Origin of the sequence: Helicobacter japonicus, assembly GCF_000762845.2 — a bacterium.
Taxonomy (GTDB): Bacteria; Campylobacterota; Campylobacteria; order Campylobacterales; family Helicobacteraceae; genus Helicobacter_C; species Helicobacter_C japonicus.
The window spans coordinates 181,779-197,829 of record NZ_JRMQ02000002.1 but is presented as its reverse complement, the minus strand read 5'-3'; the positions used below and the strand labels follow the sequence as shown (position 1 = coordinate 197,829).

Genomic DNA, 16,051 nt, shown 5'->3' with positions numbered 1-16,051 from the left:
TTGTGTGAACATAAGGCACGTAAAGCAGAGGCAAAGCCACGCATTTTGATTCTTGCGGCAGCAAATATTTCTACTTGTCCTCGTGCTATGCGAATGGTTGAGATTTTAAAAGATGATTATGATGTGAGTGTGATGGGTATTGATAGTGAAAATGGCACACCAATGCCACCTGTGGCAGTGCAAAATAGAGGGGGGGGGTCGTATAACCTTAAGAGCTTTAGTTATCCCACTTATAAAAAACGCAATGTGTGGCAAGAGCTTGTGCTATGGTGCAATGTAGCTTTAAGGCGGTGGGATAAACTTAGCTTTATTGCCAATCGTCTAGTCATTATAGAGCATTTATGTAAGTATAGCTATGATATAGTGATTTGCCACGATTTATTGCTTTTGCCCGTGCTTTTTATGGGACTAGAAAAAAGTGGGCATAAATGTGGTAAAAAAGGCGATACAAAGGTAGTTTTTGATGCAAGAGAGTTTTATCCTCTGCAAAATACAAGCTCATTGCGTTGGCAATTACTTTTTAAAAGGTTTAATACTTATTTATGTGCTACTTATGCACCTAAGGTAGATTCTATGTTTAGTGTTTCACCTGCTTTTTGCGATATGTATAAAAAGCACTTTGGTTTAAATGCACAGCTTTTGATGTCTCTTCCACCTTTTTATAATCTTTCCCCCACACAAGTAGATGCTAAAAATATTAAGATTCTCTATCACGGAGCATTAAATCGCAATCGTGATATTGATAAAGTAATAGAGATATGTCAATGGCTTGATGAACGATTTTGCATAGATTTTATTTTTACAGGTGGGGAGAGAGCATTTGCACAAAAAATAGAATCTCGTATTAAAGAGTTACAATCCCAAGGCAAAAAAATAAGGCTTTTACCCCCTGTGGATTTAGAGCAAATTGTGCCTTTTGGAAATAGTTATGACATAGGCTTACTTTATATCCCACCGCATAATCATAATCTCCTCCTCACCTTGCCAAATAAGTTTTTTGAATATATCCAATCTCGTCTCGCATTGCTTATCCCGCCACTTACACAGATAATGCCTTTTGTGCAAAAATATGACAATGCCATTATCGCGCGTGATTTTGAGATTCGGTCTTTAGCAGATGTGCTTTGCTCTTTGAATGCTAAAGAAATTATGTGCTATAAGCAAAATTCTATTAAAGCAGCCCAAGAACTTAATCTTTCTGCTAATGTGCCTATTGTGCATAATTGTATAAAAAGTCTGTTGCACGATACATAATTGAAAAAAATTTGATAAAATGCGCGATATTTTTGCGCTAAGGGATATAAATGGATTATAAAGATACCTTAATTTTACCTGATACTTCTTTTCCAATGAGAGGCAATCTCCCGGTTAATGAGCCACAAACTTATGCAAAATGGCGTGATGAGAGACTTTATTCTCGTTTAAAAAATACTCATAACAAAAATGCTAAAACTTTTTGTCTCCACGATGGACCTCCTTATGCGAATGGACATTTACATATAGGACACGCACTTAATAAGATTCTCAAAGATATTATTGTGAAGTATCATTATTTTAAAGGTGAGAATATCCGCTATACGCCTGGCTGGGATTGCCACGGACTGCCTATTGAGCAACAAGTAGAACAAAAAATAGGCAAAGCAAAAAAAGATGCGCTTGATAAAGGTAAGTTGCGCTCACTCTGTCGCGAACACGCTCAAAAGTTTATACAGATTCAATCAAGTGAATTTCAAGCATTAGGGGTTATAGGGGATTTTGAGAATCCTTACAAAACAATGGATTTTGCATTTGAAGCACAAATTTATCGTGCCCTCATTGCACTCGTTAAAGAAGGACTTTTGGCGGAGAGATTTAAGCCCATTTATTGGAGTTGGGCTTGTGAATCTGCTCTCGCTGAAGCCGAAGTAGAATACCAAGACAAGCAATCAGATTCCATATTTGTCGCTTTTAGTTTAGATACAAATGCACTTCAAAAACTTGGTGTCAAAGAGGCAAAGCCTATCATTTGGACAACTACACCTTGGACGCTTCCTGCAAATGTCGCTTTAGCTTTTAATCCTACCGAATCTTATGTGCTTACGAATGATTATTTCATTGTGGCACAAGCTTTGCACCAAAAGCTTGTAGAAAATCTTGGCATAGGTAGAGATGTATTGCGCACTTTGAGTGCTAAGGAGCTAGAGGGTTTAGAGACGATAAACCCACTTAATGGGAGAAAATCACTTATCATTTTAGGTGAGCACGTGGGTGTGAGCGATGGCACAGGGATTGTGCATACTGCGCCCGGACACGGCGAAGATGATTACTATGTGGGGTTAAAATATAATCTTCCTGTGATTATGCCTGTTGATGATAAAGGAAATTTTAGCCCTCTTATAGAATCTATGAATCTTGTGCCAAAGGAGTATGTGAGTGAATTTATAGGAAAAAATATTTTTGATACGCATAAGAGTATTTTTGAGATTCTAGGTCAAGCACTTTTGAAAAAAGATGTGATTACGCATAGCTATCCGCATTGTTGGCGTTCTCATAAGCCTGTGATTTATCGTGCGACTACGCAGTGGTTTATTTTACTTGATAAGCCTTTTTATGAGGGGAAAACTTTACGCGAAGTTGCTCTTAATGCACTTGAAAGTGTGAGATTCTATCCTACAAATGGCAAAAACAGAATCTACTCTATGATTGAAAATCGTCCCGATTGGTGTATATCTCGGCAGAGAGATTGGGGTGTGCCTATCGCATTTTTGCTCGATAAAGAGAGTGGTGTCGCATTACTTGATGAGGAGGTGTTAGAGCATATTTCTAATATTTTTGAAAAAGAGGGTTGCGATGCGTGGTGGAGCTATGAGATAACAGACCTTTTACCACCAAGTCATAAGCATTTAAGCGAAAATCTTGTAAAGAGTAAGCATATTCTTGATGTATGGTTTGATAGTGGAAGCACTTGGAGTGCTGTGCTTGAAAATCCATATAGGCTGAAAGGAAATGATTATGATGCAGGCTCTCACCCTGCAGATATGTATCTTGAGGGAAGCGACCAGCATAGAGGGTGGTTTCAAAGCTCGCTTTTACTCTCTTGTGCGATAGCTAAAAAAGCACCATTTAAGAAGATTCTAACACACGGATTTACCTTTGATAGAAATGGTGAAAAAATGAGTAAATCTAAGGGAAATGTGATAGCTCCAAGTGAGATTATTAAGACTCAAGGAAGTGAGATTTTAAGGCTTTGGGTGGCACTAAGCCATTATCAAAGCGACCAAAATATTAGTGATGAGATTCTTAAACAAGTAGGTGAGCAATATCGCAAAATCCGCAATACAATACGATTCCTTTTGGCTAATGCGCCTACAAATATACAAGATATGGTGGGTAGAGATGAGCTAGGCGAGATTGATAGGTGGATTCTTGGTGAATGCGATAAAGTATTTGATGAAGCATATTCATATTTTGATGAATATGAGTTTGCTAAAGCTTTTCAAGGAGTAATGAATTTTCTCACAAATGAGTTAAGTGGTGTGTATTTGGATTTGTGCAAAGATATTTTATATTGTGATAGTGCCAACTCTCTCCGCCGCCAATCAATTCAAAGTGCAATGGTTATGATTTTAAAAAGGCTTTTGCATTTTATCGCTCCTGTGCTTACCTATACCGCAGATGAAGCATTTAATCACGCAAGTAATGCACTTAGAGGGGATTCTAAAGATATTTTTGACTTATCAAATCTCTCTTGTGTGCAACGATATAATCTTAATGTAAATGAGGATTTTGCACGACTTTTGCGTGTGCGTGAGAAATTTACTGAATCTTTAGATACTCTCAAAAAACAAAAAATTATTAAATCTTCCCTTGAAGTATGTATTCAAACCTCGCAAGACAATGAATTTTCCTTGCTTGATAGATGGCTTATTGTTTCTCAAGTATATGGCAAAGGATATAAAGGCAAAGAAGAGCTAGCGCGATTTGAGCTTGATAATAAAGAGGAATTTGTGCTATATAGGGCAGAAAATGCACGTTGTGAGAGATGTTGGCAATTTGTTGTAGAAAACCAAACAGATTCTAGTGCTTCAGAGGGTTCATTATGTAAGCGATGTAAAGAGGTCATTGCATAAAATATTTTGCTACCTATCTACCAAATAGAGAGATAAAAGTTTAAGGAATATTTATCTATTGTCCTAAACACAATCATTTTTGCTATACTTTAGGCATTTATTTCACATTAAAGGATAGCTTATGAAGATTACTTACACTCTCACAGATGAGTCTCCAGCACTCGCAACTTACTCTTTTTTGCCCATTGCAAAGGCATTTTTGCGCCACGCTAATATTGAAGTAGCAACTTCTGATATTTCACTCTCCGCTCGAATCTTGGCACAATTCCCAGAGCGTTTAAAACAAGGACAACAAGTAGAAGATGCCTTAAGTATTTTGGGTGAGATTGTAAAAACAAAAGAGGCAAATCTCATCAAAACACCTAATATCTCTGCTTCAATTCCTCAACTCAAAGCTGCGATAAAAGAATTACAAGGTAAAGGCTATGATGTGCCTAATTTTCCAGATGAGCCACAAAATGACGCAGAAAAAGCCATTAAGGAAAAATATCAAAAAGTGTTAGGTTCTGCTGTCAATCCTGTGCTTAGACAAGGTAATTCTGATAGACGCTCCACAAAAGCTGTAAAATCTTATGCGCAGAAAAATCCATATCGTGTCGTGCCTTTCAATAAAGATTCTAAAAGCTGTGTAAGCTATATGTGTGAAGGCGATTTCTTTGATAATGAAAAAGCAGTGCTTATTGAATCTCCCACAACTGCCAAGATTATTTTTAAAGATTCTAGTGGTGAAAAGGTGCTAAAAGAAGGCTTAAAACTAGAGCAAAATGAGATTTTAGATGCGACTTTTATGGACGCGGCAAAACTCAGTGCGTTTTATGAAAAACAAATACAAAGATGTAAAGATGAGGGCATACTTTTCTCACTTCATTTAAAAGCAACAATGATGAAGGTAAGCGACCCTGTGCTATTTGGCTATGCAGTGAAAGCCTATTTTAAAGAGATTTTTACAGAATTTGGCGATGAGCTTACAAAGCTTGGTGTTAATGCTAATAATGGCGTGAGCGAATTACTTAGCAAAATAGAATCTTCTCCCAAAAAGGCACAAATCCTTGCAAAATACAATGAGATTTTAGAAAAAAGTGCAAAAATTTCTATGGTAAATTCTGATAAAGGTATTACAAATTTGCATATTCCAAGTGATGTCATTGTCGATGCTTCTATGCCTGCTATGCTTAAAAATGGTGCAAAATTATGGGATAAAAATGGAGATGAATGTGATGCAAATGCCGTGATTCCAGATAAGACTTATGCTACTATTTATGAAGCTGTAATTGAAGATTTGCATAAAAATGGCACACTCAATCCAGCTACGCTTGGTAGTGTAAGCAATGTTGGACTTATGGCAAGAAAGGCTCAAGAATATGGCTCACACGATAAAACTTTTATAGCTCCAAATGATGGTGAATTTGTGATTGTAGATTCTGCAGGAAAAGTGTTGCTTTCTCATAAAGTTCATAAAAATGATATTTATCGTGCAAATCAAGCAAAATTTGATGCAGTGCAAAATTGGATTGATTTAGGGATTGAACGCGCTGATATTACAGGTGATAAGGCGATTTTTTGGCTAGATGCTAAGCGCGCAAGCAATAAAATTATGATTGATTTAGTGCAAAAACGATTAAAAGAAAAAGGCAAAAATATAGAGATTCTCGCACCAAAAGAAGCGTGTTTAGAATCTTTACGTCTTATAAGAGCAGGTAAAAATGCTATTTCTATTACAGGTAATGTATTACGAGATTATCTTACCGATTTATTTCCTATTTTAGAGCTTGGCACAAGTGCAAAAATGCTATCAGTCGTGCCTATGCTTAATGGTGGAGCGATGTTTGAAACAGGTGCTGGTGGAAGTGCGCCCAAACAAGTAGAACAGCTTGTCAATGAAAATCATTTACGTTGGGATAGTTTGGGTGAATTTTTAGCACTCCAAGCGAGTCTTGAATTCTACGCACAAAAGCAAAATAATGCTAAAGCTAAAGTCTTGGCAGATGCACTTGATAGCGCAACTTCACAATGGCTAGATAATAACAAAGCCCCATCTCGCAAGGTTGGCGAAGATGACAATCGCACAAGTCATTTTTACTTGAGCTTGTATTTTGCAAAAGCTTTGGCAAATCAAAATGCAGATTCTAGTATTGCTGCATTTTTTAAACCAATCGCAGATGAGTTAGAATCTAAGCAAGATTCTATTCGGGCAGAGTTTAATGGCGCACAAGGTAAGGCAGTAGATTTGGGTGGATATTATAAGTTTGATGATAATAAAACAGAATCTATTATGCGCCCAAGCAAAAGCTTTAATGCAATAATAGAGCAAATTGCAAGAGGATAATAATCTTGGTTAGACACCAAAAGGGTTAGAATCTGTTACTCTTAGGCTTTGGTTTCAGATTCTAAACTCTTAATATGGGCTTAGTGATGAGAGAAAGGTGAGATAAGGAGAGGTAAGATATCATCAATCTTTTATTTATTTTGCTTCATATTCTTTGAGAGTTTCTAGTATCTTTTCATAATTTGCTATGGATTTGGAATCTCCTTTAGATTTGGCTTCTTGGAATTTTTGATTTGTATAGGTCAGCAAAGTGCATTCTTGCAAAGTATCATCAGTTATTTTTACATTACTATCTATAATGTTATTGCTAAACAAAAACTCCAAAGCCTTGAAGTTGGCTTTATCTATCGCCTCTTTTTCAAATGTTGGCTCACCAATAATGCCATTTAAAAATATTAAATCGTGTTCTTTATCATTTTGTAAAGCTTCGTATATATGCTCTAGCCCTGCTATATCGTTTTCATCAATCATATCTATAATAACATAAGAAGTTTCAAAAGCGTATGCTTTATTAGTTGCTACATTATCACTCCAATTATAATCTCCCCATTGCTTAAACCATTTGTCATATAAAATTGATATATTTGTTCTGCTTGTTTCCAAAGCTTGTATAGAGGTAAGCATTACACACAAAGGTATAAGATAAAGTAGTGTTAATGTTCTCATTCACACTCTCCTAACTCATAAGGTATAGGCAAGAATACCATAATATAATCGTGTCTTTCATCAGTTTCATCAAGGGCAGCAATCAGGTGAATTTATCATTTTGTTGTAATTATAAGATGAAAGATGAGGATAAACTTCTATCCAAATAGCGAAAAAGAACATTCCTATGAATATAGAAATGAAGCATATACCAGCTATATAAGCGTCCGCTAAATATTTCTCTTTTGTTTTGATAAAAATAATCCACAACAAAACACATTGCAAAATAAGTCCGATTAAATGTATTATAAAAGACATTGAATCGTTTGTAATCCCAAATGTATCTTGTAATAAAAAGATAATGGTAAAATTTGCAAATGATATGACAAAAGGCAAGAGTAGTGTTATAAAAATAAGTCCAAATATCTTAAGTTTTCTTTTATACTCATCTTTATTTAATCTCATCTTTATGTCTCTAAGCCTTAATATCAAGCAAATGTGTCGGCTCTGTGGAGCAAGTGGGTGTCTCATCTTCTATAAAAGATTCTATTGCATTTTGAGAATCTTGCTCTTTTTCCTTTTCTTCAAATTCACGCTTCTTGCTCTCATCTTTTTCGGGATCGACAGCCTCAACTTGCGGTGTTGGAGAGACTTCCTGCACAGCCTTAAGTTTATCTACAAATTCTTGCATATTTGCATTAAGGGCAATATCCACCTTTTGCATATTGTTTGCATATTGAATGCTACCAAGCTGGGAGTTTTGATTGATATAGGTAACATTGCCAATAGGACTAAGTGCCATATCTTCCTCCTTATATTATTGCTTAAGATAACATCGTCTTTTTTTGGCTAATGACATAGTTTTTATAAGAAGTAAAGCAAAGTATATACCACATAAGGTTAGGATTTATGGAGGAGGTTTATCGCCTAGACTCTGCACCTAGAGAGGACACAAAATAAAATGTTACATTTTGTGTAGAGTTTTGTAAGAATCTGTGAGGTGATGAAAATCTAAGAATTTATGTAAATTGAGCTAAGAGGGACGAAAATATCGTAATAACCCAAATGTAATGAGTGCGCACAAAAGCACAATAGTAATACCGCTAAATGCCTCGAAATAGCTAAATGGCTGACTTAAATCCCATACGTGCAAACCCATAATCTCAAATCCCATCTTCTCTCCTTAACATCACACTATGGCATTGACTGCGCACATTTTGTATTTGCAGTATTGCCTCCCCAAACATTTTCACTTGTCGTGCAGTAATAAGTCTTCCCCCTGCATTCAGCCACATAACTATATGTTTCATTGACAAATCCATATCTATTCTTTTTAATAGTGATTTCTGAAGGTGCGCAACCTATGGAACTAGAAGCCATATGAGCAAGACTTCCTTTAAACATACAACCTGCATTGCATAAAGTCAAAAAGCCTATAAGAAAAGCAATAGCATATTTCATAACAACACCTTTTCATAAACTTCTAAAATGCGACATTCTAGCAGATTCAAGTTAAATTTTATGTTAAAAGCAAATAGCTTTGTGCTTTTTCTCGCTTTAACGGTGAGAGAGAATGTATTTGTGTGCCAATTTTAACTTGATAAGATTTGTTTGCCTCTGTTTTACCATAGCTTAGAGCTATTTGTCCTGCGAGTATTTTATCCTCTAAAGATGCACTAGATTCTACAATACCTAGCGGTCCTACGCAATCTAATAATGTAATTTGTTCCATTTGTGGATTGTTTTGCGCGAGTTTGGTATTCTCCTCCTCATTGCGAGCAATCACACATCTCGCACCATTTTCTAGCACAAGGTAGCGTCCTACTTTTACCATTTCTATATCTTCAAAGTGCATTTGACGATGTGAAGTTAAATCTTTAATTTTTAACGCTACAGAATCTTGTGTCAGTAGGCAACCTCCACCGGGCTTTTCAAAATATTTGAATCCATACTCTTTAATCATTTCAAGCTGCCTTGTGCGTCCTCGTCCGCTAATGTCTAGCAAAGCATTTCTATCTACCCAACCCATTTTTTCAGGAAAGCTTGGTGCTAGAAGCTTCGCACTCATAGGGCGCAAAAGCAGTTCATCAAGAAATTGTGGTTTATTTGGGTTAGAGGCATCACGTGAGAGCAAAGTATCAAATTTAGAATCTTCTCCAATATGTCGCACAAGCTTTTTCACTTGATCTAACGCTTCTTTACGCTGACTTTTTGGACGTTGCCCTAATACTTCTCCACTTATGACAAAATCAGCTCCAACTTCAAGCAAATAAGCAAAGGCATTAGCAAACATATTGGCGTGGCAATCAATACAGGGGTTAAAATATTTACCATAGCCGTATTTGGGCTTAAAAAGCACATCATTAAAAAATTGTTGTCTAATGTCTAGAATCTTTAGTTCTACACCAATTTGTGCGGTGGCATTTTGAAAATATTCAAGCTTGCTTTTGTTTCCGCCAAATCCTATATCAAAGTGCAAGGCTATCACATCAATACCTTGGTCTTTGAGTAATTTCATAGAAATGAGGCTATCACAGCCTCCACTAAAAAGTGCTAATGCTAACATAGGGTAATAATTCTCCTTTTTTAAGATTTAAAATTTTATGTTTTATTTCTTTAATGAGCGCGTTTTTATCCTGCAGATTCATTGTGTGATTATGCGGAATATCTGTCAAAAGGCGCGTGTAAGCTTGAGTGATGAATAATCGCAAATGTTCTTTAAGTGAAGGTAAATCAGGAAGGGTTTTGACATTTTCATTAAGCATTATTCCTAAGAGCATAGGTGCATCATATTGTTTGTGTGTAAGGAGCATAAAAGATTCTCTATGAGTAATAAAAATCGATGCGTCAATGTATTCGATTGCAAAATCTATAAAATGAGGTTGTTCGAGAAAAGTTTTAATCAAGGTGAGTTCAGCAAGATTTTGTCCCTCTGTAATGAGATTAGGAGGTGTAAGGGATATTTTAGGGCGATGAGTGTGGATAAGATGTGTAGGCAAAGAGAGCAATCGTGCCAAGAGAGGTTTGTATTCTTCTTGCAAAAGTGGGCTTAGTGTATGTAAAAATTGTGTAGATTCAGCAAGAGCTTTTTCTTTTTGTAGAGGATTTTCAAGCGCATAACTTTGTGCGATATGGGTGAGGACAAATTCAATAAAGGGTATAGGGGTAGCAAAAATCTCACTCAGTTCGTTAATTTGTTTATTAGCAACCATATCAGCTGGGTCTGCTCCATCTCTAAAAATCACTACACCACCCTCATAACTTTCTTTAGCGAGCATTTGTGCGGCTTTAAAGGCGGCATTAACCCCGGCTTTATCTCCATCATAGCTTAAAATGATTTTTGGCTCACCTTTACGTAAAAGCGGCAAATGTTCTTTTGTAAGTGCTGTGCCAAGCGTGGCTACTGCATAATCAAATCCTGCTTGGTGAAGCATAATCACATCAAGATAGCCCTCACATACAATGATTTTTTTTTGCTTATAGATTTTATCTTTGGCAATGTAGTAGCCATAGAGGAGTTTTGATTTATTGAATATCTTGCTTTGTGGAGAGTTTATATATTTGGCATTGGCATTGCTCATTGTGCGCCCACCAAAACCTACAACCTTGCCATTAGGAGAATGTATGGGGAAAATGATTCTATCGCTAAATCGTGCATATTCTCGTCCATTGTCTCGCCCGATAATGCCAAATTCAAGAAGTTCTTTTTTATTGAGAGAATTTTGTCTAATAAAATTTAGACTTTCAAAGCTTGGACCACAATAGCCTAAGCGAAATTTTTCAATACTTGCATTTGCTACTTGGCGTAAGGAGAGATATTCAAGTGAGGGATTATGAGAGAGAAGACATTTTTGATAAAAATGCATCATTTCATCAAGCACAATAGAATCTGGTTTTTTTTCACTGACATTTTCATATTCAAGCGTAAAATTTGTTATCGCAGCAATTTTTTCTACACTCTCGGCAAAATTTAATTTTTCATATTCCATAAGAAATTTAATCGCATCGCCACCTACACCGCAACCATAGCAGTGATAGACGCCTTTTGAAGGGCTAATCACAAAGCTAGGAGTTTTTTCGTTATGAAAAGGGCAGCAGGCAAGGTAATTGCTCCCGGATTTTTTGAGTTCTACATACGGGCTTATAATGTCTATGATATTGATATGATGCTTGAGATTCTCAATCGAATGCTTACTTATCATTAAATGCGTAACCTTAAATGCTTAGGATTTTAGAGGGTGATTACAAAAATAAAAAAGATTCTATAAAAAAAAGCTAAACTTCTCTCTTTTTGAGCTTATTTTTAAAGTTTTATAGAATCTAACATATATAAATTTAGTTTATTAGACTAAAGTTTATTTATAAAATAACTATAAAGTATTGACTTGTTTAACAAAAATATATAAAATTCTCGCACTTCAAAAATTAAGTGCTAAATTTATAATTAATTTTTGATATATTTTTATTTTAAGGAGTTCGCAATGAAATTTAGACCTCTTGGTGAAAGAGTTCTCGTAGAACGCATTGAGGAAGATACCAAAACAAGCTCAGGTATTATTATTCCTGATAATGCAAAAGAGAAGCCTCTTGTGGGTATTGTAAAAGCAGTGAGCGCAAAACTCAAAGAAGATAAAGTGCTTAAAGAAAATGACAAGGTTGTGTTTGGTAAATATAAAGGCGCAGAAATTAAGCTAGATTCTAAAGAATATATAGTTTTAGAGCTAGATGATATTTTAGGCGTTATTGAGAAATAAATTATATTGAAGGAGTAGATTATGGCAAGTAAAGAGATTCATTTTTCAGATTCTGCAAGAAACAAGTTATATGAAGGCATTAAGCAATTAAATGATGCAGTAAAGGTAACAATGGGACCAAAAGGGCGCAATGTGCTTATCCAAAAAAGCTATGGCGCACCAGCTATTACAAAAGATGGCGTGTCTGTGGCTAAAGAAGTTGAATTAGCTGACCCTATTGCAAATATGGGCGCACAGCTTGTAAAGGAAGTTGCAAGCAAAACTGCTGATGCAGCAGGAGATGGCACAACAACAGCTACCGTTCTTGCTCATAGCATTTTTAAAGAAGGTTTGCGCAATATCACTGCAGGAGCAAATCCTGTTGAGGTAAAACGTGGTATGGATAAAGCAAGTGATGCAATTATCGCGGAACTTAAAAAAGCAAGCAAGAAAGTTGGTGGTAAGAGTGAAATTGCACAAGTGGCGACTATTTCAGCAAATTCTGATGAAAAAGTAGGCGCACTTATTGCCGAAGCTATGGATAAAGTAGGCAAAGACGGCGTTATCACTGTGGAAGAAGCAAAAGGCATCAATGATGAGCTAAGTGTGGTTGAGGGTATGCAATTTGATAGAGGTTATCTCTCTGCATATTTTGTAACAAACACAGATAAAATGATTGCACAGCTTGAAAATGCTTATGTGCTTTTAACTGATAAGAAAATTTCAAATATGAAAGAGATTTTACCTTTGCTTGAAGCGACTATGCAAAGTGGCAAACCGCTTTTAATTATTGCTGAAGATATTGAGGGTGAAGCACTCACAACTTTAGTTGTTAATAAATTGCGAGGTGTATTGAATGTGTCTGCTGTAAAAGCTCCGGGCTTTGGTGATAGAAGAAAAGCAATGCTTCAAGATATTGCTATCCTCACAGGCGGACAAGTGATTAGTGAAGAACTTGGCAAAACGCTTGAAACAGCAACGCTTACAGATTTAGGAAGTGCAGCTCGTATTGTTATCGATAAAGACAATACAACCATTGTAGATGGCAAGGGTAAGGCTCAAGCAGTAAAAGAGAGAATTGCGCAAATCAAAAATGAAATTGAAAACACTACAAGTGATTATGACAGAGAAAAACTGCAAGAAAGACTAGCTAAACTTAGTGGTGGAGTAGCAGTTATTAAAGTAGGTGCTGCAACTGAAGTAGAGATGAAAGAAAAGAAAGATCGCGTAGATGACGCACTTTCTGCTACAAAGGCAGCAGTTGATGAAGGAATCGTTATTGGCGGTGGTTCCGCACTTATCCGTGCTTCACAAAAAGTGAAACTTAACCTTAGTGGAGATGAAGCAATTGGTTATGATATTATTAAACGCGCAATTAAAGCTCCTCTTGCACAAATTGCGATTAATGCTGGATATGATGGCGGTGTAGTTGTTAATGAAGTAGAAAAAAATTCAAAAGATGGCTTTGGATTCAATGCAAGCACAGGTGAATATGTGGATATGTTTAAAGCAGGTATTATTGACCCGCTTAAGGTTACACGCATTGCATTACAAAATGCAGTTTCAGTTTCAAGTATGCTTTTAACAACTGAAGCGACAATCAATGAAATCAAAGAAGATAAACCAGCTCCAGCAATGCCAGATATGGGTGGAATGGGCGGTATGGGTGGAATGATGTAATTTCCACTTTCCCACTCCCTTTGGGGAGTGTAGCCCCTGTAAAACACTCAAATATTTCTTAAGTAACATATTATTTCTTATCAAATGCACATTACTTCAAGATGCTTTATGTTAAGTTTTGTATTGCATTATTTAAACAAAAGATTTAAAATTTTAGCAAATTCATACAAGAGATAAGGAATCCTAGATGTTTAGATTTGTTAAAACAAAACTCAAACAAGCAAAACTCGCCAAAAAAAGAGAAGCAGACAAACTAAAAGATACCCCACAATATTATCCATTGCAATTATCCCCAAGTGAAGTAGAATATGTGCGTAATACACTTATGAGTGCGGGGGGGGGGTATATATTTAGAATTTGGCTCTGGCGGCTCTACATTTTTGGCACTTTTACACGCACAAGTGCGTATTGTCAGTGTAGAATCGGATAAAAATTGGATAGCATACTTAAAGAGTTGGAAAGTTATAGATGAGGCAACAAAAGTTAAGCGGCTAGAATTTATATGGGTAGATATTGGGCGCACAGGTGAATGGGGTGTGCCACTTGAAATGGAGAAGAAATCACTTTTTCCTCATTATTCTGCACAAGTGTTTGAAAAATACACAGATTTTGATGTAGTATTTATTGATGGGAGATTCCGAGTTGCCTGTTTTTTGCAAACGCTCTTACATTGTCCTAAACACACAAAGATTCTTATTCACGATTTTAATAACCGACCCTTTTATCACAAAATCTTAGAATTTGTAGAATTTGTTGATACGTGCGATACTTTAGCAGAATTTAAAATAAAAGATAATATTGACAAGCAAAGGCTTTTAGCACTTTATGAGGAATATAAATATATTTGGGAGTGAAATGAGATTGAGTATCACAAATAGAAGCCTTGTGAAAAGGTTTGATTTGGATAATCAAAATTTTGTATAATGCGTAACATCTTATTCAATTAAGGACTTTAATGAATATTTTGGAAGCAATTAAAAGAAAAATAAAAGATTTAAAAGAAAAACTTAAAACCAAAATATACAACAATAAGCTTAGAAAAGCGCAGTTAGATTCTCAAATAAAAGTGTTTTTAAACTCTTCATACACTGGCTTAGAATCTACTATTGCCTCAAAATCTTTTAGTGGGGGGGGGGGCTTTACTTGATTGCCTCCCTCACTTCTTATCCTTTAAGGATTCCAACACTTCACTACACGCTCTACTCACTTTTCACACAAGAATACAAGCCCGATGAAGTTATTTTATGGCTAAGTCTTAAAGAATTTCCAAATAAAGAATCCGATTTACCTCAAAGTGTCCTTGCATTTAAAAAGCTAGGGCTTAATATTCAATGGTGCGAAAACAATATTAAATCCTACAAAAAGCTCATTCCTGCTTTGCAAGCCTATCCTGACGCTGTTATTGTAACTGCTGATGATGATGTGGTGTATCCAAAAGATTGGCTTAAAAAACTCTATAATGCTTATGTAAAAAATCCACAATATATACACTGCCATAGGGCGCATAGAATCTCATTTGATGAGAGTGGCAAACTTTTGCCTTATGCACAATGGGAAAATTCTATCTCTCATCTGCAGACTTCACCCTCATTTTTAAATTTCTTTACAGGTGTTGGCGGTGTATTGTATCCGCCGCATTGCTTTTTTGAAGATGTTACACAAGAGGAGAAGTTTTTGTCGCTTGCACCACATCAAGATGATATTTGGTTTTTTGCAATGGCAGTTTTAAATGATGTGAAAATCAATGTGGTGGAGGGAAGCTATACAGATAAAGATTTAGTAAGCTATGTAAATCATACTCAAACAGGTGCATTATGGATAGAGAATGTAAAAAGTGGGCTGAATGATAAAGTGTTAAAAGATATTTTAGAATCTTATCCCGCGTTAAAGACAAAGATAAAGTTTAACTCAAGTGAGTATTGGGAAAATCGCTATAAAAGTTTTAGTGCTTCAAACAATGGCACACTTTCTTGTGGGGATATAAATATAGGTGCTTCAGGAGCAGGAAGTTATAACAATCTTGCACTTTTTAAGGCAGAAATTTTAAATCAGTTTGTGAAAGAAGAGGGGGTGCAAAATATTTTAGAATTTGGTTGTGGCGATGGGAATCAACTCTCCCTTGCTAGGTATCCGCACTATATCGGATTAGATGTGAGCCAAAGCGCAATAAGGCACAATAAAGAAAAGTTTAGAGCCGATGACACAAAGCAGTTTTATTTAGTGAGTGAGTTTTTGCAATCTCATAAAGATTTCAGTGCAGAACTTTGCCTCTCTTTAGATGTAATTTATCATTTGATACAAGATGAGATATTTGAAGAATATATGCGTAATCTTTTTACGCATTCACATCGCTTTGTGGGGGTTTATGCCTCAAATAAAGATGAATTGCACGCCCCTCACGTAAAGCACAGAAAATTTAGCAAGTGGATAGAACAAAATGCAAGAGAATGGGAGCTTTATAGGTTTATCCCTAACAAATATCCCTTTGATGAAAAGAATCCCAATCACACTTCTTTTGCAGATTTTTATTTTTATAAAAAGAGGTAGTTTGTTAAATC

Annotated in this window: 14 protein-coding genes and 1 pseudogene; 9 read left to right on the top strand and 6 right to left on the bottom strand. The window is 35.9% G+C overall.

Annotated features, from left to right (window positions below; genetic code table 11):
* The 3 genes from LS65_RS02605 to LS65_RS02595 all read left to right on the top strand — a co-directional run bounded on the left by LS65_RS02605 (position 1) and on the right by LS65_RS02595 (position 6,435).
* Positions 1–1,254 (top strand): glycosyltransferase family protein, encoded by a 1,254-nt coding sequence (locus tag LS65_RS02605; RefSeq protein ID WP_094777076.1) that lies wholly within the window; start codon positions 1–3, stop codon positions 1,252–1,254.
* A 50-nt stretch (positions 1,255–1,304) separates the two neighbouring features.
* On the top strand, positions 1,305–4,109 hold the full coding sequence (ileS, locus tag LS65_RS02600; protein WP_034362725.1) for an isoleucine--tRNA ligase: 2,805 nt from the start codon (positions 1,305–1,307) through the stop codon (positions 4,107–4,109).
* Positions 4,110–4,230: 121 nt separating this feature from the next.
* Positions 4,231–6,435 (top strand): NADP-dependent isocitrate dehydrogenase, encoded by a 2,205-nt coding sequence (locus tag LS65_RS02595; protein WP_034362728.1) that lies wholly within the window; start codon positions 4,231–4,233, stop codon positions 6,433–6,435.
* A gap of 135 nt (positions 6,436–6,570) precedes the next feature.
* Here the strand turns inward: LS65_RS02595 and LS65_RS02590 are convergent, their stop codons facing one another.
* The 6 genes from LS65_RS02590 to dnaG form a co-directional block, all read right to left on the bottom strand.
* Positions 6,571–7,101: a hypothetical protein gene (locus LS65_RS02590; RefSeq protein WP_034362729.1), complete on the bottom strand. Its 531-nt coding sequence runs from the start codon at positions 7,099–7,101 to the stop codon at positions 6,571–6,573.
* Between the two features lie 454 nt (positions 7,102–7,555).
* A complete protein-coding gene (locus LS65_RS02580; RefSeq protein ID WP_034363911.1) occupies positions 7,556–7,882 on the bottom strand; it encodes a hypothetical protein in 327 nt (108 codons plus the stop codon).
* A 231-nt stretch (positions 7,883–8,113) separates the two neighbouring features.
* Positions 8,114–8,254 (bottom strand): hypothetical protein, encoded by a 141-nt coding sequence (locus LS65_RS10005; protein WP_201274304.1) that lies wholly within the window; start codon positions 8,252–8,254, stop codon positions 8,114–8,116.
* 20 nt (positions 8,255–8,274) lie between these two features.
* The gene (locus LS65_RS02575; protein WP_034363909.1) at positions 8,275–8,541 is read right to left on the bottom strand and encodes a hypothetical protein; all 267 of its coding nucleotides are present in this window, start codon (positions 8,539–8,541) and stop codon (positions 8,275–8,277) included.
* Between the two features lie 58 nt (positions 8,542–8,599).
* Positions 8,600–9,646 carry an argininosuccinate synthase domain-containing protein gene (locus LS65_RS02570; protein WP_084707982.1) on the bottom strand — a complete coding sequence of 349 codons (1,047 nt, stop codon included), beginning with the start codon at positions 9,644–9,646 and terminating at the stop codon, positions 8,600–8,602.
* On the bottom strand, positions 9,624–11,282 hold the full coding sequence (gene dnaG / locus LS65_RS02565; RefSeq protein ID WP_034363906.1) for a DNA primase: 1,659 nt from the start codon (positions 11,280–11,282) through the stop codon (positions 9,624–9,626). Before dnaG ends, LS65_RS02570 begins: the two co-directional genes overlap by 23 nt.
* Positions 11,283–11,561: 279 nt before the next feature.
* Between dnaG and groES the strand changes: the two are divergent.
* The 6 genes and pseudogenes from groES to LS65_RS02535 all read left to right on the top strand — a co-directional run.
* Positions 11,562–11,825 (top strand): annotated as a pseudogene (gene groES, locus LS65_RS02560) (co-chaperone GroES); the annotation flags it as partial.
* Between the two features lie 30 nt (positions 11,826–11,855).
* Positions 11,856–13,493, top strand: a complete 1,638-nt coding sequence (groL, locus tag LS65_RS02555) for a chaperonin GroEL (protein WP_138129744.1) — start codon at positions 11,856–11,858, stop codon at positions 13,491–13,493.
* 187 nt (positions 13,494–13,680) lie between these two features.
* A complete protein-coding gene (locus tag LS65_RS02550) occupies positions 13,681–13,923 on the top strand; it encodes a hypothetical protein (RefSeq protein ID WP_052061174.1) in 243 nt (80 codons plus the stop codon).
* The gene (locus LS65_RS02545) at positions 13,874–14,347 is read left to right on the top strand and encodes a hypothetical protein (RefSeq protein ID WP_084707976.1); all 474 of its coding nucleotides are present in this window, start codon (positions 13,874–13,876) and stop codon (positions 14,345–14,347) included. The genes LS65_RS02550 and LS65_RS02545 overlap by 50 nt, the downstream gene beginning before the upstream one ends.
* 101 nt (positions 14,348–14,448) lie before the next feature.
* Positions 14,449–14,640 carry a hypothetical protein gene (locus tag LS65_RS02540; RefSeq protein ID WP_034363699.1) on the top strand — a complete coding sequence of 64 codons (192 nt, stop codon included), beginning with the start codon at positions 14,449–14,451 and terminating at the stop codon, positions 14,638–14,640.
* Entirely contained in the window at positions 14,637–16,040 is a 1,404-nt protein-coding gene (locus tag LS65_RS02535; RefSeq protein ID WP_138129743.1) for a class I SAM-dependent methyltransferase, read from the top strand. The genes LS65_RS02540 and LS65_RS02535 overlap by 4 nt, the downstream gene beginning before the upstream one ends.
* Positions 16,041–16,051 lie beyond the last annotated feature (11 nt).